Source organism: Aequorivita vladivostokensis (assembly GCF_000952855.1).
GTDB lineage: Bacteria > Bacteroidota > Bacteroidia > Flavobacteriales > Flavobacteriaceae > Aequorivita > Aequorivita vladivostokensis.
In genome coordinates, this window is the sequence record NZ_JSVU01000001.1 from 312,570 (window position 1) to 335,639 (window position 23,070).

General features: G+C 35.1%; 21 protein-coding genes and 1 tRNA gene. 9 read left to right on the forward strand and 13 right to left on the reverse strand.

What is annotated here, in order from left to right:
* The first annotated feature begins 121 nt into the window (after nucleotides 1-121).
* Complete coding sequence (locus MB09_RS01380) at nucleotides 122-1,168, forward strand: NAD(P)/FAD-dependent oxidoreductase (RefSeq protein ID WP_045079064.1); 1,047 nt, start codon at nucleotides 122-124, stop codon at nucleotides 1,166-1,168.
* Nucleotides 1,169-1,173: 5 nt separating this feature from the next.
* Here the strand turns inward: MB09_RS01380 and MB09_RS01385 are convergent, their stop codons facing one another.
* The gene (locus tag MB09_RS01385; RefSeq protein ID WP_045079333.1) at nucleotides 1,174-1,560 is read right to left on the reverse strand and encodes a DUF983 domain-containing protein; all 387 of its coding nucleotides are present in this window, start codon (nucleotides 1,558-1,560) and stop codon (nucleotides 1,174-1,176) included.
* A gap of 91 nt (nucleotides 1,561-1,651) precedes the next feature.
* Between MB09_RS01385 and MB09_RS01390 the strand changes: the two genes are divergently transcribed.
* The 4 genes from MB09_RS01390 (at nucleotide 1,652) to MB09_RS01405 (ending at nucleotide 5,998) form a co-directional block, all read left to right on the forward strand.
* Complete coding sequence (locus tag MB09_RS01390) at nucleotides 1,652-3,562, forward strand: ABC-F family ATP-binding cassette domain-containing protein (protein ID WP_045079065.1); 1,911 nt, start codon at nucleotides 1,652-1,654, stop codon at nucleotides 3,560-3,562.
* 83 nt (nucleotides 3,563-3,645) lie between these two features.
* A complete protein-coding gene (locus MB09_RS01395) occupies nucleotides 3,646-5,373 on the forward strand; it encodes a patatin-like phospholipase family protein (protein ID WP_045079066.1) in 1,728 nt (575 codons plus the stop codon).
* Nucleotides 5,374-5,414: 41 nt separating this feature from the next.
* On the forward strand, nucleotides 5,415-5,597 hold the full coding sequence (locus MB09_RS01400) for a CPXCG motif-containing cysteine-rich protein (RefSeq protein ID WP_045079067.1): 183 nt from the start codon (nucleotides 5,415-5,417) through the stop codon (nucleotides 5,595-5,597).
* Between the two features lie 47 nt (nucleotides 5,598-5,644).
* Nucleotides 5,645-5,998, forward strand: a complete 354-nt coding sequence (locus MB09_RS01405) for a SpoIIAA family protein (protein WP_045079068.1) — start codon at nucleotides 5,645-5,647, stop codon at nucleotides 5,996-5,998.
* Between the two features lies 1 nt (nucleotide 5,999).
* Here the strand turns inward: MB09_RS01405 and MB09_RS01410 are convergent, their stop codons facing one another.
* On the reverse strand, nucleotides 6,000-7,544 hold the full coding sequence (locus MB09_RS01410) for an AsmA family protein (RefSeq protein WP_045079069.1): 1,545 nt from the start codon (nucleotides 7,542-7,544) through the stop codon (nucleotides 6,000-6,002).
* A 114-nt stretch (nucleotides 7,545-7,658) separates the two neighbouring features.
* Here MB09_RS01410 and MB09_RS01415 point away from each other — a divergent pair.
* A tRNA-Met gene (locus MB09_RS01415) sits at nucleotides 7,659-7,731 on the forward strand.
* A gap of 78 nt (nucleotides 7,732-7,809) precedes the next feature.
* Here the strand turns inward: MB09_RS01415 and MB09_RS01420 are convergent.
* The 9 genes from MB09_RS01420 to MB09_RS01460 all read right to left on the reverse strand — a co-directional run bounded on the left by MB09_RS01420 (nucleotide 7,810) and on the right by MB09_RS01460 (nucleotide 16,838).
* On the reverse strand, nucleotides 7,810-8,319 hold the full coding sequence (locus MB09_RS01420; RefSeq protein ID WP_045079070.1) for a hypothetical protein: 510 nt from the start codon (nucleotides 8,317-8,319) through the stop codon (nucleotides 7,810-7,812).
* A complete protein-coding gene (locus MB09_RS01425) occupies nucleotides 8,309-8,686 on the reverse strand; it encodes a helix-turn-helix domain-containing protein (protein ID WP_045079071.1) in 378 nt (125 codons plus the stop codon). The genes MB09_RS01420 and MB09_RS01425 overlap by 11 nt, the downstream gene beginning before the upstream one ends.
* Before the next feature lie 201 nt (nucleotides 8,687-8,887).
* The gene (locus MB09_RS01430) at nucleotides 8,888-9,394 is read right to left on the reverse strand and encodes a replication protein (protein ID WP_045079072.1); all 507 of its coding nucleotides are present in this window, start codon (nucleotides 9,392-9,394) and stop codon (nucleotides 8,888-8,890) included.
* A 27-nt stretch (nucleotides 9,395-9,421) separates the two neighbouring features.
* Nucleotides 9,422-10,348, reverse strand: coding sequence for a tyrosine-type recombinase/integrase (locus MB09_RS01435; protein ID WP_045079073.1), 927 nt, complete (start codon nucleotides 10,346-10,348; stop codon nucleotides 9,422-9,424).
* A 372-nt stretch (nucleotides 10,349-10,720) separates the two neighbouring features.
* Nucleotides 10,721-11,596 carry a tyrosine-type recombinase/integrase gene (locus MB09_RS01440; protein ID WP_131459791.1) on the reverse strand — a complete coding sequence of 292 codons (876 nt, stop codon included), beginning with the start codon at nucleotides 11,594-11,596 and terminating at the stop codon, nucleotides 10,721-10,723.
* Between the two features lie 529 nt (nucleotides 11,597-12,125).
* A complete protein-coding gene (locus MB09_RS01445) occupies nucleotides 12,126-12,788 on the reverse strand; it encodes a hypothetical protein (RefSeq protein ID WP_045079075.1) in 663 nt (220 codons plus the stop codon).
* Nucleotides 12,789-12,910: 122 nt separating this feature from the next.
* Nucleotides 12,911-13,555, reverse strand: coding sequence for a hypothetical protein (locus tag MB09_RS01450; RefSeq protein WP_045079076.1), 645 nt, complete (start codon nucleotides 13,553-13,555; stop codon nucleotides 12,911-12,913).
* A 152-nt stretch (nucleotides 13,556-13,707) separates the two neighbouring features.
* On the reverse strand, nucleotides 13,708-14,445 hold the full coding sequence (locus tag MB09_RS01455; protein WP_131459793.1) for a hypothetical protein: 738 nt from the start codon (nucleotides 14,443-14,445) through the stop codon (nucleotides 13,708-13,710).
* Nucleotides 14,446-14,447: 2 nt separating this feature from the next.
* The gene (locus MB09_RS01460; protein WP_045079078.1) at nucleotides 14,448-16,838 is read right to left on the reverse strand and encodes an AAA family ATPase; all 2,391 of its coding nucleotides are present in this window, start codon (nucleotides 16,836-16,838) and stop codon (nucleotides 14,448-14,450) included.
* Between the two features lie 176 nt (nucleotides 16,839-17,014).
* Between MB09_RS01460 and MB09_RS01465 the strand changes: the two genes are divergently transcribed.
* From MB09_RS01465 to MB09_RS01475, 3 genes are all read left to right on the forward strand, one after another.
* Nucleotides 17,015-18,193, forward strand: a complete 1,179-nt coding sequence (locus MB09_RS01465) for a type IV secretory system conjugative DNA transfer family protein (RefSeq protein WP_045079079.1) — start codon at nucleotides 17,015-17,017, stop codon at nucleotides 18,191-18,193.
* A 72-nt stretch (nucleotides 18,194-18,265) separates the two neighbouring features.
* The gene (locus MB09_RS01470; protein ID WP_045079080.1) at nucleotides 18,266-18,622 is read left to right on the forward strand and encodes a DUF7222 domain-containing protein; all 357 of its coding nucleotides are present in this window, start codon (nucleotides 18,266-18,268) and stop codon (nucleotides 18,620-18,622) included.
* A gap of 12 nt (nucleotides 18,623-18,634) precedes the next feature.
* Nucleotides 18,635-19,123 (forward strand): JAB domain-containing protein, encoded by a 489-nt coding sequence (locus MB09_RS01475; RefSeq protein ID WP_045079081.1) that lies wholly within the window; start codon nucleotides 18,635-18,637, stop codon nucleotides 19,121-19,123.
* An 11-nt stretch (nucleotides 19,124-19,134) separates the two neighbouring features.
* Here MB09_RS01475 and MB09_RS01480 read toward each other — a convergent pair whose 3' ends face one another.
* Together MB09_RS01480 and MB09_RS01485 are read right to left on the reverse strand one after the other, a co-directional pair.
* On the reverse strand, nucleotides 19,135-19,824 hold the full coding sequence (locus MB09_RS01480) for a M48 family metallopeptidase (RefSeq protein ID WP_045079082.1): 690 nt from the start codon (nucleotides 19,822-19,824) through the stop codon (nucleotides 19,135-19,137).
* The gene (locus tag MB09_RS01485) at nucleotides 19,811-23,065 is read right to left on the reverse strand and encodes a type I restriction endonuclease subunit R (protein WP_045079083.1); all 3,255 of its coding nucleotides are present in this window, start codon (nucleotides 23,063-23,065) and stop codon (nucleotides 19,811-19,813) included. Before MB09_RS01485 ends, MB09_RS01480 begins: the two co-directional genes overlap by 14 nt.
* Nucleotides 23,066-23,070 lie beyond the last annotated feature (5 nt).

Genomic DNA, 23,070 nt, shown 5'->3' on the forward strand with positions numbered 1-23,070 from the left:
CCTTCAAGTTCCATTTTGGAAACTGAAGGGTTTTTAGTTTTGTAATATTATTCAGCTCATTGCAAACTGCTGCAGAATCGTTATAAACAATAAGACACAGGTTTAAAATTTCAAATTTATTATGAAGCAATTAGATTATATAGTCGTAGGCTTGGGCATTGCTGGAATTAGTATGTGCGAGCAATTTCAAAAGCGGGGAAAGTCCTTTGTTGCGATAGATTGCAATCGGGATGGCGCTACCGCAAAGTCCGGCGGTGTTTTTAATCCAACGGTACTTAAACGTTTTACGGCGGCCTGGAATGCATCTGCTTTTTTTCCTGTGGCGATTGATTTCTATAAGATACTTTCCGATAAATTGGGAAAGGAGTTTTTTATTGAAACCCCAATTTTAAGGGTTTTCAAAAGTGTGGAGGAACAAAACAATTGGTCTGTTGCGAGCGATAAAAGAGAACTGCAGCAATTTCTTTCTTCGGAAGTGATAAAGAATAGCAATCCCGCAGTCCTCGCTCCATTCGGATTTGGAAAAGTATTGGGAACGGCCCAAATCCATACCAATGTTCTACTTTCGAAATACCGAAATATGCTTCAGAAAAAGGATGCACTGCTTCTCGAAGATTTCCAATTTGACCATTTTGAACAAAATGAAAACGGAGTGGTTTACAAGAACATTTCAGCAAAAAAGATAATCTTCTGCGAAGGTGCAAAGGCCATTGAAAATCCGTTTTTTCCAAAACACACGATAATTGGCAACAAGGGCGAATATGTAATTATCCACGCCCCCGAACTTAATCTGTCAACGTTTTTAAAGGGGCCGGTTTACGTTATTCCTTTGGGAAACGACCATTATAAGGTAGGCGCCACCTATAGCCGCGATGATTATAGTTTGAATACAACGGAGGACGCAAAGGAAGAAATACTTTCAAAATTAAAGACCTTCATAACCTGTTCCTTCCAACTGATAGGGCAAACTGCGGGAGTAAGGCCCACGACCAAAGATCATCGACCTTTGATGGGAAATTTAAAAGAAAACCCGAATGTGGTTTTTTTCAATGGTTTGGGCTCCCGGGGATTTTTAATGGCGCCGCTGATGGCCGAGGTGCTTTTTGATTCTCTGGAGCGCAATGTACCGCTTCCAAAGGAAATGGATATTAATAGAATGTTGAAATAAACTGCTTAGGCCTTCGCTTTTTCTTTGTCGTATTTCATAAAAAAATTGATCCAAATATTTCGCGATATTCTTAGAATTATAGGAAACATGATTACCAAAACCCCAATAATTGCAAGAAATGTATAGTGTTTGTCCAAGCCTATAAAAAAGAAAGCGATTATAAATGCCGCAACCGCAAGAGCCACTCCCACCGCATAGCTTACATACATTGCCCCGTAAAAAAAGGATGGCTCCATTTTAAATTTTATATCGCAGTGGCTGCATCTGTCGTGCATTTGTAGGACTTTCGACAGTTTATAAGGGTTGGCGTCCACATACATTTTCCCCTTATGGCAGACGGGGCAGGTGCCGGTAAATACGCTGTAGAGTTTGGTGCCTTTAAGGAATTGCATTGTCGGTTTTTTTAGCACCGCAAAATTAAGCATCTTTGCAGAAATTTCAGCGGAAATTCATAATTCATCAATTCGAATTCATATTTAATAAATGGTAAATATCCACAATCTTTCGGTTTCCTTTCAAGGCGACTATTTGTTCGAAAAAATCACTTTTCAGCTAAAGCCGGGCGACCGGGTAGGTTTAGTGGGTAAGAACGGCGCTGGCAAATCTACGCTGTTAAAAATAATTGCTGGGGAGCAGGAATACGATACCGGCCAAATAGCGACCGACAAGGAAATTTCCATAGGCTTTTTAAAACAGGATATCGATTTTGAGAAAGGGAGAACCGTTCTGGAAGAATCATACGAGGCCTTTACCGAAATAAAAAAACTTGAAAAGCAACTTGCTGAAATAAATAAGCAATTAGCCGAGCGGACCGATTATGAAAGCGATGGCTATCACCAATTGATGGTTGATTTGAACGAAATTCAACATCAATACGAAATTCACGGCGGTTATAATTACCAAGGCGAAACCGAGCGGATCCTCCAAGGTTTGGGTTTCCAAAGGGAAGATTTTACAAAGCTTACCGAGACCTTTTCGGGCGGATGGCGTATGCGAATTGAGCTTGCAAAACTGTTGCTCCAAAATAATGATATTTTGCTACTGGATGAGCCCACAAACCACTTGGATATTGAATCCATTCTTTGGTTGGAGGAATTTTTGAAAGGCTACACCGGCGCTGTGGTTATCGTTTCCCACGATAAAATGTTCTTGGATAACGTGACCAACCGTACCATTGAAATTTCTCTTGGAAAAATTTACGATTTTAACAAACCTTATTCCCAATATTTAGTGCTGCGGAATGAACTTCGGGAACAGCAATTGGCTTCGCAGAAAAACCAGCAAAAGCAGATCGAGCAGACGGAGAAACTCATTGATAAATTCCGCGCAAAGGCGAGCAAGGCTACCATGGCACAGTCCCTCATAAAAAAGCTGGACAAGATTGACCGTATTGAGGTAGATGAAGACGACAATAGCGTGATGACGCTGCGTTTTCCCGTTTCCATCACGCCGGGAAAAGTTGTGATGGAAGCCGAAAATATTTCCAAAAACTATGGCGATAAAGAGGTGCTTAAAAATGTAAATCTTTTGGTGGATCGCGACAGTAAAATAGCTTTTGTGGGTCAAAATGGTCAGGGAAAATCTACCTTGGCCAAAATCATTGTTGGCGAAATAACCTATCAGGGAAAGCTCACTTTGGGCCACAACGTGCAGATAGGCTACTTCGCACAAAACCAGGCAGATTATCTGGACGGAAGCAAGACCGTGCTCGATACCATGATTGATGCGGCCAATGAAAAAAACCGTAGCAAAGTTCGCGATATTTTGGGATCCTTCCTTTTCCGCGGCGACGAAGTGGAAAAATACGTCCGGGTACTGAGCGGGGGCGAGCGAAACCGGTTGGCACTGGCGAAATTATTGTTGCAGCCTTTCAACGTTTTGGTGATGGATGAGCCTACCAACCACCTCGACATTAAGTCTAAAAACGTGTTGAAGGATGCGCTTAAAAGTTTTGAGGGCACCTTGATTTTGGTCTCCCACGATCGTGATTTTCTACAGGGATTGACGAATAAAGTTTATGAATTCAAGGACCGTCATATCAAAGAATATTTGGGCGATATTGATTATTTCCTGGAGCAGCGAAACCTTCAAAATCTTCGCGAAGCCGAAAAACGAACGGTTGTTACCGAGGTAAAGGAAAAACGAAGCGCAGGCGAGGAGTATGAAATTCAGAAAAAACTGAAATCTGCAAAAAATAAATTGAGCAATGTGGAGGCCTCCATTGCTGCCCTGGAAAAAGAGATAGCCAATATTGACACCGAACTGCTTATCAATTACGAGGAAACCATCGCGAAACCCCACTTTTTTGACAAGTACCAAGAAAAGAAAAAGAAGCTCAAAAAGCTGATGGAAGAGTGGGAAGTACTTCAGGAAACAGTGGAATCCCTATCCTAAAAACAGGGAAAATCCTATAAGTTCTTTCGATTATTTGTCTTAACTTGTTCTTTTTAAACAAGTTAAAATTAATCGTGGGGCTTATGGAAAACGAAAATACCTTCAAATTATGCATCACCATGGCGGGCGCCGTTTCCGCGGGGGCTTATACGGCCGGCGTTTTGGACTATTTAATTGAAACGCTCGAACTTTGGGAAAAGGCAAAAGTTATAAACCGAAGTAGAGGCATCAACCATCCCGATTATGACCATTCCATTCCAATGCACCAAGTGGAGATTGACGTTATAAGCGGCTCCTCGGCTGGGGGTATTTCGGGGTCGCTAACTTTTATGGCTTTGGCCGATAAGCATTTCAAAAGTTTCAACAAAGACAATCCGACCGGGACCAATAATATTTTCTACAAAAGTTGGGTAGATATGGGCAATACTCCCCAAAACAGTACGGTGGATAAACTGCTGAACAATAATGATTTAAAGGAATACGGCGAAGTGCGTTCCCTATTGAACACCCAAGCCATCGATGTAATTGCCGATGAGGCACTATCAGTCCGCGAACAGCGCGAAATTCCAAAATATGCCTCCGATAGTTTGGACGTAATTTTGACGACTACCAATCTGCGGGGCATTAATTTTATGGTAAACTTCGACGATAGCGGCCGAGATACTTCCAAAGGAACGGTGATTACCAACCACGGAGGATTTTTCAGATATAAGTTGAAAAACAATAAGTTTCCTGTAGGAATTCCCGAAAAGGAGGACGAATTGTATTATGTGCTCGACCTGTCAAATACCAAACACCTGCAATATTTGAAGGATGCCACTTTGAGCACGGCCGCCTTTCCCATAGGTTTAAGGTCGCGGGAGGTTGCAATTTCAGCCGAATACATAAAAAGGTATCCGAAATATTTATTTAACAAATCGAAGGGTATTGAGCCGCTGTTGCCCGAAGGCAATATTTATAAGTTTAATTCGGTAGATGGCGGGGTTATCAATAACGAGCCCTACGGAATTGGGCTGAAAGTCTTAAAAGAAAAGAACCCCAAAAGTATTGAGGCCTGCAAATATGGCGTTATCATGATAGACCCGTTTCCCAATAAGGACCACGACGTGGCCGAAAGCGGTAGCGGAATCATGAGCATAGCCGGCGGACTTTTTAAGGCACTTCGCAATCAGGTGATGTTCAACCAGGATGGAATCTTGGAAGCATTGGATATGACGGATCGTACCAAATTTTTGATAGAGCCCGTTCGTAAAATTGAAAAAAACGGCAAATGGGTCCGTCCCAAGAATGATTTGGCCGCAGCTCCCATCGGTGGTTTTGCGGGCTTTTTAAGTCGTGATTTTCGGGAGCACGATTTTCAGTTGGGCAGAAAGAATTGTCAGGTTTTTTTACGCTATTATTTTGCGGTAGCTTCCGAAGATATAGAAAAGCGGCTTAGCATAGTTCCAAACAATGCCATTAAGGACAGGTTTCAATTTTCGGTTCCGGCAATGGACCCGAACGGCGATAAGTTTTTTCCTATTATCCCAGATATGCGCGTTCTGCGGAACTTTGATAATCAAGTGGATAAAGAAAAATACGGAAATGATGCTGAAATTCAGGATCTGCCGTACCCAAAATTATCCTTCTCGGAGTTTGAGGATCGCTACAAAGCCAAAATGAAGGATAGGATTGGGTTGATTGTGAAACATTTGCTGAAGAATAAATTTCTTTCTTTTTTGGCCAATTTCTTTTATGCTAAAAATGCAGGATATAAATTTGTAAAAGAAGCGCTGGAAAAGGAACTGGGCGAAAATGATCTCTTGAAATAAACTATAAGAGTATTATTTCTACCGGCTAAAAACTGTCCACTATGTTAGAATGTTTTTTTCAATGCCCGCACTGTTGGGAAGAAATATCGATGTTGCTGGATACTTCCGTTCGGCACCAAAAGTATATCGAGGATTGTGAGGTGTGCTGCAACCCCGTAGAACTTGAAGTAACCTTTCAGGATGGCGAACTTATTGGCTTTTCAGCGAATAGTATTGGGCAATAAGTTTTAATTTTTTAATTTTCGGGAGACAAACCAACCAACAACTCCCTATGCTCTCCTCATTTAGTCTTGCAGACAATATCATTGGATTTATTATTGACGGCCCTTATACCGAAGACTCCATTGATAAGGTTCAAAATGAAATACTTGATAGACTAGAGGTTTTTAGCAGCGTAAGTTTTTATATAGAAGACACGTCCAATGCGGAAATTTCCTTAAAAGCCGTGCTAAAAAGTATTCCCTTTAAGGTAAAAACAGGAAACCGGTTTGATAAAGTAGCGGTGGTTACAGATCGGAAATGGTTACAGCTTTTCAGTTCTATTGAAAGGTTGTTTGTAAACGCCGAGATTCGCTTGTACAGTACCCAGCAAAGATTGGAGGCTATCCAGTGGATAAGCCACTGAGCTAAAGCAGGATTTTCTGTAGCGCGTTTTTCACATTAATCCACAGATAATTAAAAACAGACTTGTTCTTATTGCGAGTTGCCTCAGCAGTGCCTTCTTTATAATATTCATCTTTCTTTTTGCTGTTTTTTGAAATAAAGATATTTGCAATGGCAGAGAGAAAATTATTTTTTTCACCTTCTTTTTGTAGCAGCGTAACCTTGAAGTCAGAATAATTGACTTTCATGGTGATGTTTGAGGTATCGTTATTTCCATCTATAGTAAAATATGTTTGATTGGTACTGCCCTGAAGTTTTACATTTAAATTGGGTTGCGTAAAACTGTTTAATCTGTCCGCTACCAAGTGACCCACGTCGGCACTGAAAAGAAATTGGTCGTTCTTATTTTGAACATCAAAACTCCAGTTCACCGAGATGGGGGTTTTTTCCATAAAGTTGGCATTGATCTTTATCTCCGTCTTCGTTGGGCTCTCGTAGGTATTGCTTACGTGGGCCATGGCAGCGTTTAAGTTTTCAAAATTGATGGAGCCGCCCATGTTTTCTGCATTTTGACGTTCTTCATAAACTATTTTCGCGTCCGATATTTTAAGGGAATCCACAGTGAGCGCGAATGGAAGCTCCCGAAGCATTTTGCTGTACAAAGGCTTTGTCTTGGTCTCATCGGCCACCAGTTTATCCCGAAATAGTTCCAGTGAAGGTTCGGTTAGGGAAACCTTTTTACTTTTTGCATAAAAACGATTTTGCTTAAAACCAAAATCAATTCCTTCTACCGACAGCGATGGTACTGAAAGGTCATAATGATCGCGCTCTTTCGAAATCAGTTTTGACAATTCCTGTTTTGAATACTTTGTTTTTAGCTCTAAATTTTTAAAATTGGCAGTGCGGTTTTGGATGGAAAAATCCTGTACGGTCAGATTCTCAAATGCGCTTACCTTTACGAAAAGCGTATCGCTCTTGGCCTCGTAGTTTTTATAATCAAGCGGTATTTTTCGGGCAATGGTGTTGTTGTCTATTTTAATACCATTAATTTCCACGGAAAGGCCTTTGGTATAGAGTTTTGTGGAATCCTGCCCTTTTTCAAAAATGGCCAGTTTGGTATGGTTTATTTTCAGATTGTCGATTATAATTGGCTTGTAAATTGAAATAAGACCGCCATCCGTGCTGTCTTCGATTTTTTGGACCCGGTCTTGGTAATAAGCTATCGTCGGATTTTCGAGGGTGATGTTTTCTATATGTATTTCACCGTGGATTAAATAATCCCAATAGCTTACATCGAAAATTTTAAGTTTTTCGACGTTTACAAACGTATGTTGCGCCTCATTCTTTTTGTTTTTAATGATAAGTGAGGCATTGGTGATGGAGAGTGAGCCTCCAAAAGTTTCTACGGAAATTTCATCATAGGCTCTGGTCATATTTTGCGGCAATCGGTTCTTTATAAAATCCTCAACCTTATTTTTAACAATTAAATTGGCTGCTATTGTTCCTATCAGGAAAACCGCACACAATGCCAGAATGCCGTAAATAATTTTTCTATAGTTCTTTTTCATCTTTTAAATATAAGTAAAGAAAGGCATCGAAAAATGAAAGGGTTTTTATTTTTGAAAAATTTAGTATTTCTTCCTTGTAAACTCTAAAAAGCTTCGTATCTTTGCCGTCCATATCGCGGGATAGAGCAGTAGGTAGCTCGTCGGGCTCATAACCCGAAGGTCACTGGTTCGAGTCCAGTTCCCGCTACTAGTAAACAAAGGAAAAGCCAAGAATATACTTCTTGGCTTTTTTGCTGGGTACAACATAGGTACAACAAAAGATTGTTTAGGTAGTCTTATAATAATGGGTTATACCTAAAGAAACGGCATCAAATAGTGCTGTCAAATATTTCTGAGAATCTGGATATTTTGGTTTTGGATATAAAAGCATTTCAAAACCTTTAATGTTTTTAGCAATCACTTCCGCAATTTCGTATTTCGTCTTTGCTCTCCAAATTTCAAAAACCAACCGAATATCCTCACGGGCATAGGAATAAACAGAGATACCTTGATGATTAGCACTTAAGGATAAGCTTCTTAGGAGTTGCTTACCTCGTCCACCTTTTCTTGAGAATTTGCAACTCATATCTTCAAGTATGAGTGCCTCTGGGGTATGAGTTTTTAATAGATCAGTAATGTCCTTTAGTATTCTCGTGTTATCGACTGGACTAATACTAACCATTTTCTTTTCTATAACTATAGTGGGGCCTTCCATAAGGACATAGGCGTATCCTTTGGAATTTGGATAGACAGACAATATTTTTTCGAATTCTTCATCAAGTTTTTTATTCGTCATAAACTGATTCGTTTAGATACTTGACAAATCTATTCATATATGCTATTCTATTTTTACTCTTTGGTGGTTGCTCTGTTTCTAATTGGGCAATGAGTTTACGGCTTCGTCCTATTAGTTTTTCTTTGAGCGTGTTAAACTGTTCACCGAATAAATTGATTAAGGGTGCATCAAAGAGGATGTGATACAAAAGAATAATTCTCACATTGGGTTTTCGAATCCCCTTCTCAATTCTTGAGAGATTGCTCGTATCGATGTTCAGTAAATATGCAACATCGTTTAATGATATGTTGGCTCTTGTTCTATGCAAGGCCAGGGAATTAATTTTTTTATTCATATAACTATTGGCGTTGATTGTTACTTCAATCAACGCCTTTAGTATTATAAAAGAATCTTATCAAAATGAGATACTATCGAAAAAAAGTCAATATGGCATATTTCGACACCTTACTGGAAATTTTAAGGGGATTAAAAGTGGATGGTTGTAAATATTTTTTGATAATTCAAGCAAGCTTTAAGCTTGCTTTTTATTTAGTGATGCTGGGATTTATCTAAATTCTAATTTGATTTTCTATTCCCACATTCTTTTTTGTATTATTTCGTCCAACTTTTTCACATTATTTACAGAGCTTTCGTTAAATCTGGCTTCCTGTTGTCTTAGTTTTGTATAAGTTAGTTTTGTAGTGTTACCTTTTGTACTAGGGTCTTGTGTATTTTTGTAATAAGGCTTAGGTAATAATGTAATAAGGCTCCCTGTGAGCCCGTAAAACACCTTTTCCTGCCCTTTTCTATCACTTGGGTATCTAAGCTCTCTTTTGTCTTCAGTTGTAGCAACTATTAGCTGTTTGGAAACAAGCATTTCTATAGCTTGCGAAATGGATTTTCGCGATAGCCCAGTTTTATTTGATAAGAATTTTTGGCTCATCCAATCCCTCTGTTTTCTTTGTCCTTTTGAATCTACCCATCCTAACGTTTGACGTATCACAATTAAAAGCACCTTCAGTTCTTTAACTGAAAGTGTTTTGAGATATATATCGAAGAGTTGATTGGGAACTTGAGTAGATTTTCGATAGTACATAACTGCAACATACTCCTCAAGAAAGGCCTAGCAAAGTATTCTTTCTTTGTCATTTGAAGGATACTCTATATTCATAGGGTGCTTTACTACTTGAGATCTTAAATGTTCAGCGCTTGCGGAGAGATAGATAGTTGTAGTTTTAATATCACTATGCCCCATCATTTTAGATAAAGAGTATATATCGCATCCTCCTTCTAGCATAAGAGTAGCAAAGGTATGTCTAAGTTGATGGATCGTAAAATGTATTCCAATTGCTTTTCTAAGTTTTAAGACTATTTCCTTAAGTCCGGAGTCGCTCAAACCTCTATTTCTATTAGAACAAGCAAAAAATTTTGTACAAGTTTTCTTTTGTTTTTGACGTACTGTAATATAGCGTTTTAATGTTTTGGCCAAAGTAAAGGTCATAGGGATAATCCTATCTTTGTTTCCTTTTCCCTGGCGAACGAAGATAGTAAGGTTATCAACGTCGATATCTGCATATTTAATATTTAGCAGCTCACTCTTGCGCAATCCCGCAAATAGAAATAACGAAAAAATTGCGTGATTTCTATATCTAAGATTCTTTTGGGTGTAAGGGTAATTGTATGCCAGTTCGAGTAATTTCATTGCATCCTGCTTAGTCAGTTTGTTTGGCAAACTCTTTTCTAATTTAGGAAGCTCTATCTCGTCAGCATAATTTTTATCTAGATGCTTATGCTTTACGCACCATCGAAAAAAAACTATGAGAGTCATAAAATAGGTGTGATACGTGTTTGGTTTCCAATGTCTTTCCAAACGCCCTCTCATAAAGAATTCTTGAACTAATTTTTCTGAGATTTCATCCATCTCGGTGATATTGGAGTATTTGAAAAAGAAGGCTATCTTTTCTCTATATCTTTTATTCGTTTGCTCTGAAACACCCTTTATGTACTCTGAATAATGACAAAATTCCTCCAGTAATAATTGATAAGACATATACTTTGAAGTATTGATCTATCGTAATTACAAGAGGAATTTTGTTTTAACCTATCGCCACATCTTTTTCAGATGTGGTAGTAGATTGGACTTTTTTAACCCCTTAATCTTTCTAAAATGAAAAATTATAAGGGGAATTGGTGGACCTGACAGGACTCGAACCTGCCACCTCGTCAGTGCAAGGTTTGTATAGAGGCTTATTTGGCTCTCAAGCCTTATTTTATAAAGGTTTCAACAAATTATGAGGTGTCTTTTAACCTTATTTTTTACTAGCCCGTCAGGAACCACTTTTCTCTTATGATTACGACATTCAATACAGGTTAAATTTGAATAAATGTCGACAACAAAATTATACCTTATTTGATCGGTACATCAAAACGAGATTTTATCAATATACATCCGTGAGTCTTCTGATCGTATCGACCTAAGGTATCTCTCCGTCATTTTGAAAGATGAATGACCCAAAACTCTCATTATACTTGTAATATCAGCATTATTTTTAGCCATACTACAAGCAAAAGTATGACGAAACTGATGAGCGTGAAATTTTATTCCGGAAAGCCGTACATATTTTGACACCCAAAATTTTAAACCGTGAGTAGTTAAATTCTTATCGTCTTTAGTTGATACAACTAAATATTCTGAAGTGAAGTTGAGATTTTTTCTTTCCTTTAAATAATTCTTTAAGCTAGTTAATAAGTCAGAATGTATCGGTATGTATCGGCTCCTTTTTGATTTTGAGGTTACTCCTCTTATAAAAATCAAACGTTTCTCAAAATCAATATCTTTCACCCGAAGAGCTAAAAGTTCACCCTTTCGAATACCTGTGTAGATAAATAAGTTTAAAATAGCCAAATCACGAACACAAAGAAATCTGTTGTTAATGGTGTTAACTAAAATGGTAGAAGTGATTTTGGTTATATCCATCTCACTCAGTGCCTTTTCATCTTCATAGCTTGGATTTAATGGCTTTACAATTTTATTAGATACTGCGTATTTTTCTAGATAATTATTGTTTTCAAGCCATCTAATGAATACTATAAGTTTATTGTAATAAGTGGCAATAGTAGACATACTTACTCCTACTTTTATTTTATCTTTTCCAACTACTCTTTTTCTCGTACTAAGTCTTTTAAAAAATATGCTAAATACTTGAGGAGTAACATCTGTTACAAAAATGACCTCAGGTAAAATCTTTAAAAATGTATTAAAAACTTCATTATAGCTTTTTATAGTCTCCTTACTCAAACTCTTTGAAAATTCACATTCTGAAAGATATATCTTATGGAGAAAGGCTAATTCAGTTTTAACAATAGGTGACACAAATTCACAATAGTAGGTTTAAGATTAAAACAAACTATCAAAATCTAGTCATATATAGGCCCTAGTGCACTAGCTAAATTCCTTCATAGTAGATGCCTCAATCGGCTGGCGGAGTAGGAAGTTAAAAAGAACTTGCCAAAATGACAAGTAGTCTATTGGTTTGAATCCTATTTTAAACAATTCTATATCAGATAGTTAAAATAAATTTCGGAAAAATTGGTTCAGGAGTTCTTTTTCAGTAAGACGCATACCTTCAATATCTAAGTCCATATTATTTTATATTAAATAAGTAATGAAGCTTTAGTGTGATAACAAGAATAGTGTACTTGAAAAAGCTATTGTTAAGTACATAGTGTTTGTAGAAAATACCCTGGGTTTAAAATTCGAAGACATAAGATAAAAAACTATATCGAAAATATAGTTTTTTATTTACTTCTTGTATAAAAAAATAGTTTTAATAAGGTAAGCGGTTAAATTGTGAATCCTGAATTTCAGATTCATAAATTTTTTGTTCTAAAAGATCACACTGATATGAGTTTTCTGGTTTACTGCAATCTAGGGTTCTTCCGTTGGAATAATTTTTTTTATCAGGCCAAATTACTCCAGAGAAAATAAAGACCCAGAAACCAATTACAGCTAACCAAATTAATATATCTTTACTATCAAAAGAAGGTTTTTGTGAATTATTGTTTCTTTTACCGGCATTCTCTTGTTTTTCGAGTTGTTCTATTTTTCTAGCAAGGTCTCTTTCTCCTTCTTTCACTTTATTTATATGTTGTTCAAGTATTTTTCTAGGTAGAATTTTTTTCTCTTCTTTATTTTTTTGTTCCCAATTTTTCTGACAAGTCTCTAGTGATGAATAGAATGACGAAGAAAACGCCCTCATATATTTATATTTATGCTTAAGTCCAATCAAAGAATGTAAAACTATCTTTTCTAGATCTTCATCTTGGGATATTTTAATTTTCATCTCATATTCCGAGTTACTATAATGAAATACAAAATTGTAATGTTTATATTCATCGGGGTTTAAATCAACAGATATATATACATCACTTTTGTATAAAACAGTATTGAAAAGATCCCTTAATTTAATTATTTTTTTTGGTAATTCCATTGCCTAATTTTAACTTAATTTAAATATAAAAGCACTCGGGTTACACAGATACTTTTTTCTGGAATTTCAGAAGATAAAACTATTGAATTATTTTTATCATAAATATTTGTATATTCCTTTTACTATTTTAATCTAAACCAATTAATAATTTTTTTGAACCAGCTTATTTTTTTAGGAAGTACTGTTCCAGTATCCTGACTATCCATCAAAATAGGTTCTGGGATTACAACACTTTCTTGTTTGGTTAGCTGAATTTTATCTTCTTCAAGAATCACAACTTCATTTTTTTGTGTCACTATTTCTCTCATAACTGGTTTAACGTATGCAGATTCAGACTTTTTATTACTTGTTATTTTTTGAGATTCTAATTCATTGACTTTGTTTTCAAGTTCCAAGATTCTTTCATTAAGTTCTTGTTCTTTACGGATTATTTCAGCCTCTTCTTCTTTTGTTAATTCTTCTTCGTGTTCCCTGTCTGCTTTTTGTTCTTCTTCATAATCTACTTTTGCTTCAATTAATTCTTTTAGCCATTTTTTATATTCGTATTCACTAGTTTCAATAGATAAATTCGCCCCAACTTCATTAAAGAATTGTGAATATTGTGATAGAACACTTTTTCTTTGTGTGTGAGTTTTATTTTCTTCACAAGAATAAGCACTATCATAATCTGACACAACTCCACACCCAATAATAAAAGCTGCATTTGCTGAAGATGAAAATAATACACACGCTAGTATCCCTAATATAATTTTTTGAACTTTTTTCATAATTTAATTATATACATATTTAAGAAGATAAAAACCCTATAATGCTATATAGGGTTTTTGGGTCACTCCAATACTTTGGAGTTAATGCGGGCGGAATAGGAAGTTAAAAGAACTTGCCAAACTGACCATTTAAGATGAATTTTTATAGCAAACTATGTTTGTCTACCTTTTAATTTGATTATGAAATCTGAAAGGTGACGTTCGGTTGAATCTAGGTTTTTATAATACAACTTCATATCTGTGTCTATATAATTTATTATTTCGCTTAAATCATATATAAGAGTTGATAAATGAACTATTGATTTCTGAAACTCTTTTTTACCGTTTTTGCTCTGAATCCTAACAATACTTGAGAGTTCTATTTTTTGAATTTCGTTATTTAAATTTTCATCTATAACGTTTGAAAATTTTACATTTTGCATTTGTTTATTTGTAAAAGAGCCAGAATAGATTGAACAAAATATAGCTTTGTCCGATTCGGGGTATCTCTTGAACCAAGATACAGAACCAAAAATTGGGAGGTCTTCTTTGAGAAAAATTTCAGTTATTCGTTCGTCAATATGTTGATATGTGTTTCGAAGCTCTTTTGCTTTATTTATTTCAACAAATAATTTATTCCTAAGATCAATTTCGAAATGCTTTTCCAAAATGTTTCTGAAAATTACAGCATTATTAACAATGGACCACGATTCTAAATAAATTTCAGGAAATGCATATTCTTCAACATTTGGGTTTTCTGTTAAATCTGATAATGCTCTGCATAACCTTATATAAGATATCTCACATATTTCGACACTATATCTGATAGCATTTAAAATCAATACCAATTGAGGATTTATGAATGTCGGTGGATGTTTTAAGTAAGAATCAGATGGAATTATTAATGACATATTTATTCTTCTTCTGTAATTAATTCAACTCCAATGCTTTTTAACAAAGATTCATATTGATCTGTGTCTTTCTTGATTTTTTCTAATATCAGCTTTGCTGCCTTGTGCATTTCGGGAACCTCTACTATAGTTGCTCCTCTCTCAAAAACACCGCTCAGATGTGAATATTCGTTATTTATCCTATCAGTCAAAACTGCAGGGATATCATCATCTCCAAAAAACTTTTTCATCTTAGTACTATCGTCTGAACTATCAGGATATTTATAATACAGGAATATTTCTAAAAACTTTCTTGCGTTATTACCAAAATTGTAAAAGGTGGTGTAATTGTTATCATCAACCCTATCTATGGTAGAACATTTATATATCTGATTAAAAAGATAATTGAATTCAGTGACGTACTCCCAGATATAACTTGGCATTAAAGCAATAGTCGAATGGTCGTCAATACGTTCAAGTGTAAATTGTTCACATTTTGTTTTTGCTCTAGCTCCAGGTAACCTTTTTAAATATTTTAAAAAATTTAGATTATGTGTTGAAATAAACAACTGTTCAAATTCTTCCTCGCCAAAAATCTGGGTATTAATTAATGAATAGATAAAGAAAATATGATTGCTGTCAAGACTTGAAATAGGGTCGTCAATCCAGATAATTGGTTTCTTTGTTTTAGTATCAATATCTTGAAGCTTTGCCATAAAATAACAAAAAGCAATAAGGCTCGTTTCACCTAAACTCAGATGATACGCTTTTTTATTATCCCGATGTACTTCAAATCTATATTGAACATTTCCGGTTTCTTCATCGTCAAATTCAATTGCTTTAAGTGTAAGGAAATCGTGCCCGAAATAATTATTTAAATATTCGTTCACTTTATCGGCCCCCTTGCTTTCATCTTTTAATTCTCTTTGTTTACTAGCAATTTCAATTAAAATATCATCAACTTCTTTTTGTTTTGCGTTTTTCTTGTTTTTCTCTTGATCTAGTGAGACCTTAAGAGTACCAATGTTTGACATCTGCTTATCATATTCAATTAAATCTATAAAGTCATATATTTCTCGCAAACGAAGATTATCTTTTGCCTTCTTTTGCTCAGAACTAAGTTTTTCTGAATATTCATTTGAATCATTACGCAATTGGTTAAATTGACTTCGTAGAGAAATTATTTGCGAAGAACAATCTGTTGCCTCTTCGAATTTTTTCTCATTTAAAATATCTTCTTTTCGTTGGTTAAGTTGACTTTTAAGAGATTTAAGGGAAGATTCATAATCTTTCAAAGCTTTGTCGAATAAGGCTGTTAGGTCATCAACTTCAGAATGAAATTTTGAATAAAAACTGGCACGTTTTATTCCACTCGTTGAAGAAATTAGACTTTCTTCAGTAGCAATTTTTTTTAAATGCGCAATTATTTCAGATTCTAACTTATCTGATTCTTCATCAAAATGCTTGTCTAGTTCTTTCCATCTTTCATCTCCAATTTCATTATCACAAAATGCGCATTTTTCTAACTTATTTTTATGAAGATCCTTACCTTCTTTAACCCATCGGTTTAATACTGCATTTTTAAGAAGATCCTCTATTTTGTTAGATTGTCCTATTTTTCGAGTAATCAGATCTTTACTGGTTTTTGTGATTGTATTAAAACTAAGTACTAATTCTGTTAATCCTGGAATAATATCTTTTGCTTTCTCATTTAATATAGTCTCTAAATTTATTTTTTCATCATCAGAAATAGGTTTAAAATCTTCTTGTTTTACGATTGCAATCTCATCTTTGAGTTTAGTAATTGTATAATTTTGATCTCCAAACTTTTGAGATTGATACTTTATTCCGTTTGGGTTATTAGTTGCCTTATTGCTGAGTTGTCCAGTCAAGCTGTCAATGGCAGTGTTATGAACTTTTACGGCTGTTCCATAAGCATTTTTTATATTTTCTAATTCAAGAAATAAACCAGTTTTATTATCCTCCTCATTTAATCCTAATTTACCATTAAGTAGTTTAATTTCAGCTTCTATTTTTGCATTATCGCTTCCAAGGATTGCGAAAGGTTGAATATTCTCTTCTGGGTCAAAAATGAATTTTAAATTCTCTTTAATAAAATCTTCATTAAACACCCTAATTGTTTTATTGTGGGAATCAAAATTTTCTTGACTAATATCATTACTGCCTGAAATTGAAATACAGCACTCCGGGGTTTCATATTTATCAGAAATATAACCAGTTTCTAATGCCCTAATAATTCTTGATAAAGTTGTTTTTCCAGAATAATTTCTTCCATAAATGATATTTATTTTTTTGAAATCTCTAATATTACCTTCTTTATCTTTTACTTCCGAGTCCCAATTGAAATTTTTAAAAACTGCAATATTTTTAATTGATTTGATTTTTTCAATCATACTTATCTAATTATACATTAGTATAGAAAATATACCGTTTGGTTAAACAAAATATTATTGTGCTAATAATTGATTGTAATAAAAATAACAAACTCAGGGGAGAGCCATAAAGGTAAATTTTCTTTAGGCAATAAAAAAATACTATATCCAATATCTAATTTTTTCATACTACTTGTATGAACCCGGAAATTACCTACTTCGCCAAGACAAACTTCAGAGACCAGAGAGATTTATTCGGCATTAAACAGCCCGATAGAGCCTATCACACCTACATTATTGGAAAGACTGGTGCTGGAAAAACTAACTTATTAAAAACTAAAATTCTTCAAGACATTCATTTTAATCGGGGATTTTGTCTTTTTGATATTCACGGAGACTTAATTGAAGAAATACAACATCGCCTTCCGCAGGGGAGAAAAGGTGATGTTGTATTTCTGAATGTCCCCGACCAAAATCTATCAATTGGATATAATCCTTTAAAACGGGTTTCCTATGAAAAAAGATCCTTGGTAGCCAGCAGTATTCTTGAAACTTTTGAGCGTCTTTCATCGTCAAAATCGTGGGGTGCAAAATTGAGCCATATTCTAAGGTTTATTTTGTTGACGTTGCTTGACCAAAAAAACGCTAATTTCTCAGATATTCTAAGAATTATTCGTGATAAAGAATACCGAAAAGAATGTATAAAACATATTGTAAATGAAGATGTAAAAGAGTTTTGGACTAAAGAGTTCTATCAATACACAAAATTCGATCTCGTTCCAATTTATAACAAGATAGGAGGGTTCTTAGCCCATCCCGCCATACGAAGATTGTTGGTGGAGAATAAAGATTCATTGTCACTTCGGAAGATAATGGATGGAAAGAAAATCTTATTGATAAATTTGAGTAAAGGAGCAATTGGATCAGACAGTGCCTACCTTTTAGGCTCATTAATGCTCTCTTCAATTACATCAGCTTCTTTTAGTAGGATTGATACCTCAGAGAATGAGCGTGTTCCCTTTCATATTTATTTAGATGAGTTTCAAAATTATGTGAATCCTTCCTTGGTAAATATGTTATCAGAGTTGCGTAAGTTCAAAGTTACCCTCACACTTGCTCATCAATATTTGGATCAGCTTGATATAGACATCAAAAATGCTGTTTTAGGAAACGTTGGAACTCTTATTTCTTTCCGTCTTGGTGCGAGGGATGCGCAATATATGATGAAGGAACTTTTCAAAGAATATCAGCCAATTTATTCCATTGGGGATTATGTAAACCTTCCTAATTATGAAATCTATCTCAAACTAATGATTGACGGAAAACCAAGCAAGCCTTTTTCTGCAACCACGATATGTTACGAAGATTATTTTTGACCATCTTTTAATACTATAATCCGCAACTTCCAAAAACTATACTGGCTATGAAACCTTTAAAAATAAATAGCTATGAATACTACAGAAATAAAAAAACGGCTCACCGAAATGGCCAATAGTACGGATGAGAATATCCAAAAACAAGTTGCGGCAGAAGCTCTTGCTTATTCTTCTGATAACATTTGTGACTTCTTTAATGATTTACTGAAATACGGATGTGTAAGCGGAATGATAAGTATGCTCATTTATTACTGCGATACCCACGAATTCTTTATGAAGCATTACGATGAAATTGAAGCACTGCGCTCAGAGTATAAAGATTCTACAGGTTTAGCTTTAAACCCCGAAGGAGATTTAATGAATTGGTATAGTTGGTTTGCTTTTGAAACGGTGGCGCGCAATCTCGCTGAATCTTTTGGAATCTATTAAACGTGAGATGTTATGGAAGCGAAAAAAAGAGATTCGAAAAAAATGTATGAAGTTGGGATTGTGTATAAACGTCCTCTCTTTGATACGATGCCAGTGATAAAAAATTCTTGCGATGCCCATACGGTTTTGTCTGAACTTATAGATTATGATCTTGTTGACTTTAAAGAATATTTTTGGGTTCTATTACTTACCAAGAGTAATCGGGTTTTGGGTTTTTCACAAATAGGTATGGGAGATACGGCTGGTGTCGTAGTAAATGTTAAGGAGATTTTTCAGCTTGCATTAAAAACCAATGCCAGCGGGATTATATTGTGCCATAACCATCCAAGTGGAAATCTTACAAGCTCAAAGCCAGATAGAACGTTAACGGAAAAAATTAAAATTGCCGGAAATATATTCTCCATTCAATTAGTGGACCACATAATAATAACCCGAGAAGGATTTTATTCTCTTGCTGACAATGGGGATATTCTTGTGCCTGATAACACTCTGCCTTTTTAGGCAGAGTGTTTTTATAAATCCATTCCTGCTCCGTGGATGTTAAGCCAAGATTTTCGGTGAAGATAGTCTGGCATAACTTTATCGAGCTCATTCCAAAAAGCTTCAGAATGATTTGGATGGATAAGGTGAGTTAATTCGTGTGCAACTATATAATCTAAAATTGTTAAAGGTGCCATAATGGTTTTCCAATGAAAATTTACATTTCTTTTTTCAGAACAAGAACCCCATCGGTTTTGCAATTCCATTATCTTTATGTCATTTGGTTCAACATTTAATAGCTTCTTCCAATAATCAACTCTTTCATTGATTTTTTTTCTTCCTTTCTCTTTGTAGAAATTTATGAATAATTCTTTTGCGTTAGAGAGGTCTTTCCTTCTCAATAAAAACTGACCATTTTTTAATTTCAGTGCGGACTCTTGCTTTTCAACAATCTCTAACTTATAGGTTCTACCAAGATAGAAGAAACCTTCGCCGCTTACAAATTCACGATATACCCTAGAAGTGTTAGCATCTTCCCATTCAGCTAAATGACTATAGATTCGGAATCTTTTTCTCTCCAAAATATTCTCAATTTCATCTTGTTGTAATTCAGATGGTACGAGCACAGAAATACTACCATCTCGCTCAATGTATATGCTGGATGTTTTTCTCTTACTCTTTTTAAGGGAGTATTCTATGTCTTTGTATTTATGAGTTGTCATTACTTAAAGTTTGATGTCTTTTCTTTGCCAGTGCTAAAATTTCTGAAACAATTTTATCTGTTTTGTTTATAACAGGGGTGAGGTTAAGTTCTCCTGCAAGAACTAAAATGATGTCTTCAATTTGCCCACGCAGTTTTTCAACTTCATCTTTCTTTTTCCAAAAACGATTAATCTTGATTTCTTTTTTTATTAATGGAAGTATTTCAGAAATTAGAGGTTTTAGTTGGTGCATAATCTCCAAAGATGCATCCTTGCCATATGCAATATCAATTATTAGGTCGTAAAAAGGAGCTTCCTCGACAGAAATGCCTTCAATTGAACCTTCTTTTCTTCCTTCTTCTAATTCTTCTCTTAAGCCTTTTAAATTATCTAAAATAGCATCCCAATCTTCCCAATGAGATTGAATTATTGTATCCAACTTTTCGCTCATTGATTTATAAAACACTGGATCATCAGCTAAGTTAATCTTAATGTGTTTTCGGGTGGCGTGCTCCATTTCGCTTGCCTTTGCTTTTACGCTTTTATTCTTTTCAAGTTCTTCTATAAAATTTGAAGAGAATAGTTCAGTTGGTGGAATCTTTGGATTAATTCCCAAGCTAATTAAGTGCTCATTAACCAACCGTTTTACCTTATTTCCTGCACCTGAAATATCGAGGGTAGTATCTTTATATCGCTCTTTAATTTTACTCAGAATATACCCAAATCTTTTTGTTGGGATTTTATAAGGGGTGGCCGCTTCATTAGGAAGTATAACATCCATACTTTCCTGGAAAGTTTTATAAAAAGTTGTAAAATTCGCTCTTATCTTAACATCCGCCATTAAGTCAATGGCGTTTTCTAATACATTGTATTCCTCAACTTTATTTTTAATTTTCTGATTTACAAATTCCTCAATGTGCTTGACGTTATTGTCGCTAAATAATTGAAGCAGTCTTCTATATCTATGCTCAAGAATAGGAACTTCAGATTCTATATCTTTCATTCCCTGCATAACTTCCTCAAAAGCTTCACCGCCATAAATGGAAAGTGCGTCTTTAAGGTTATTGGCAAGCCCAATATAATCTACAATATATCCACGATTTTTATCAGGATATATTCGATTAACCCGTGCTATTGCCTGTAATAAATTATGTTCTTTCAACTTTTTATCCAGATACATAATTTGTTCGATTGGTGCATCAAAACCTGTTAGAAGCATATCGCAAACAACAAGAAAAGCGACTCCAGAATTTGGTTCTTCATAGTTAATTTTCTTTTTAAAATTATCTACGGCGTTCATTGCCTTTGCCTCTTTTCGAGCTTGAGTAATTACTGCATCTTCATTAGTGTCATCACTAGAAACGATAACTGCGGACTTAAGGAATTTAAGCTTCCGTAATAAATTTGGTTCATAATCGTCATCAATTTCTTTTTCTTGAATGACTTTTTCAAGTGCTATATCGATATATTTTTTATAGCGAACTGCGGCAAGTTTTGAAGAGCATACAACTTGAGCTTTAAAGTTATTTGGAAGAATGTTGGTTACATAGTGATGTACCATATCTTCGGCTATTACTTTTATTCGTTCTTCGGCTTCTAGAATATCGCCATAGGTTCCATATTTCTTTTTTATGGCTAATAACTCTTCTTCGGTTCTTTCTTTGAAAAGGTCTTCAAATTTTTTATCAAAAACTGACTTTTCGTTAAGAGCAGTATCTGCCGTCTTTCCTTCGTATAAGATTTGAACTGTAGCACCATCATCAACAGCATCCTGTAATTTGTATTTATCAATGTATTCTCCAAAACGATCTACAGTTTTGGTTTTATGCCTTTCAGTAATTAAGGGTGTTCCAGTAAAGGCTATTTTCGTAGAATGAGGAAATGCAGCGAACATATTATCGCCAAGATCAGAATTAACAGTTCTATGACTTTCATCCTGCAAGATTAAAATTCTATCGGAATTATTTACGACTCCAAACTCTTTGTAGGTTGGAATAGGCTCTGCAACCTTACCTAAAACATAATTTGGCATTTGAGAATTATCACGTTCTTGAAATTTCTGTAACATCACCATCGTGGTGTTTGAATTTTCAGTAGAAAGTTTAGGTTTTAATTCATCAATATTATTAACGTAATCTACCTTTTCATCGGTATATCTTGCGGTATTTCCTAGCTGTTCTTCAAGGTCTGTCCTGTCATTAATGATAATAACCTTATAATCACTAAGTGCTGGAACCGTTCTTATTTTTTTAATAAGAAAGACCATTGTGAGTGATTTCCCTGAACCTTGTGTATGCCAAATTACCCCTGATCGTTCTTTAGGGGTTTTACCTGTAAGCAACCGTTCTTTTATTTTTTGAACAGCTCTAAATTGTTGGTAACGACTTATAATTTTCACCTCTTTACCTTCTCCTACTTCCATAAAAAGAATGAAGTTTTGTATGATGTCCAGTAAATTCTCAGGTGATAGCATTCCTTGAATGAGCCGCTCCTGCATTCGCTCCTTTCCTAATGGCGGAGTATAGTTTTTAAGGGTTTCAGGATATATATCTTTCCAGTTTAGGTAATATTGATCAGTTGATGAGATTGAACCGTAGGTGGCGTTTTCTCCGTAGCTCGCAATACATAACTGATTGAAGTGGAATAACTTTTCCTCGCCTTCTTTTAAACCTGCTTCTTGGGTTTCAATACGTTGATTGCTATATCTTCTAAGTTGCTTATAGGCTTCGGTTAAGGGATTGGCTGTATATTCATTCTGGTCTTTACATTCCACAACAACTAAAGGTAGGCCATTAACAAAAAGAACAAGGTCAGGAATGATAAACCCTTTCGGTGTTCCTGGGGTGTCGATTCTAAATTGATTAATTGCTACAAAGTCATTTTGTGATGGTTGGTCAAAATCAATGAATTTAACTTTTGCGAATTCTTCTCCAGTTATTTCATTTTTATCTACGTTTGTTCCAGTAACAAGTAGTTCGTAAACTTCTTTATTGGCCTCTAAAAGGTCGTTAGATGAATGTTTTGTAATCTCATCAAATAAATCCTCTAGTTGTCGGTTAGTGAGCCACTCTTCCCCATTTTCAGTAACATTGATAGAACGAACACTTTGTAAAAAGAGCTCTTTTAAAACCACCTCTCTGAAAGATGTTCTATGGCTCTTTGAAGGGTCTTTGGGTATTCCAAAGCCTTGATCTATAATTTTCCATCCCAATTGTTGTAATTGGTCTAAAAAAGGTTTTTCTACAAAGTGATATTCAGACATAGTAA

Coding starts and splice junctions, on each gene's coding strand:
- MB09_RS01475 (WP_045079081.1), top strand. CDS start 18,635: ATGGAAGCGAAAAAAAGAGATTCGAAAAAAATGTATGAAGTTGGGATT.
- MB09_RS01470 (WP_045079080.1), top strand. CDS start 18,266: ATGAATACTACAGAAATAAAAAAACGGCTCACCGAAATGGCCAATAGT.
- MB09_RS01420 (WP_045079070.1), bottom strand. CDS start 8,319: ATGACGAATAAAAAACTTGATGAAGAATTCGAAAAAATATTGTCTGTC.
- MB09_RS01465 (WP_045079079.1), top strand. CDS start 17,015: ATGAACCCGGAAATTACCTACTTCGCCAAGACAAACTTCAGAGACCAG.
- MB09_RS01455 (WP_131459793.1), bottom strand. CDS start 14,445: ATGTCATTAATAATTCCATCTGATTCTTACTTAAAACATCCACCGACA.
- MB09_RS01385 (WP_045079333.1), bottom strand. CDS start 1,560: ATGCAATTCCTTAAAGGCACCAAACTCTACAGCGTATTTACCGGCACC.
- MB09_RS01480 (WP_045079082.1), bottom strand. CDS start 19,824: ATGACAACTCATAAATACAAAGACATAGAATACTCCCTTAAAAAGAGT.
- MB09_RS01460 (WP_045079078.1), bottom strand. CDS start 16,838: ATGATTGAAAAAATCAAATCAATTAAAAATATTGCAGTTTTTAAAAAT.
- MB09_RS01485 (WP_045079083.1), bottom strand. CDS start 23,065: ATGTCTGAATATCACTTTGTAGAAAAACCTTTTTTAGACCAATTACAA.
- MB09_RS01435 (WP_045079073.1), bottom strand. CDS start 10,348: ATGTCTTATCAATTATTACTGGAGGAATTTTGTCATTATTCAGAGTAC.
- MB09_RS01410 (WP_045079069.1), bottom strand. CDS start 7,544: ATGAAAAAGAACTATAGAAAAATTATTTACGGCATTCTGGCATTGTGT.
- MB09_RS01405 (WP_045079068.1), top strand. CDS start 5,645: ATGCTCTCCTCATTTAGTCTTGCAGACAATATCATTGGATTTATTATT.
- MB09_RS01430 (WP_045079072.1), bottom strand. CDS start 9,394: ATGTACTATCGAAAATCTACTCAAGTTCCCAATCAACTCTTCGATATA.
- MB09_RS01400 (WP_045079067.1), top strand. CDS start 5,415: ATGTTAGAATGTTTTTTTCAATGCCCGCACTGTTGGGAAGAAATATCG.
- MB09_RS01390 (WP_045079065.1), top strand. CDS start 1,652: ATGGTAAATATCCACAATCTTTCGGTTTCCTTTCAAGGCGACTATTTG.
- MB09_RS01380 (WP_045079064.1), top strand. CDS start 122: ATGAAGCAATTAGATTATATAGTCGTAGGCTTGGGCATTGCTGGAATT.
- MB09_RS01450 (WP_045079076.1), bottom strand. CDS start 13,555: ATGAAAAAAGTTCAAAAAATTATATTAGGGATACTAGCGTGTGTATTA.
- MB09_RS01395 (WP_045079066.1), top strand. CDS start 3,646: ATGGAAAACGAAAATACCTTCAAATTATGCATCACCATGGCGGGCGCC.
- MB09_RS01445 (WP_045079075.1), bottom strand. CDS start 12,788: ATGGAATTACCAAAAAAAATAATTAAATTAAGGGATCTTTTCAATACT.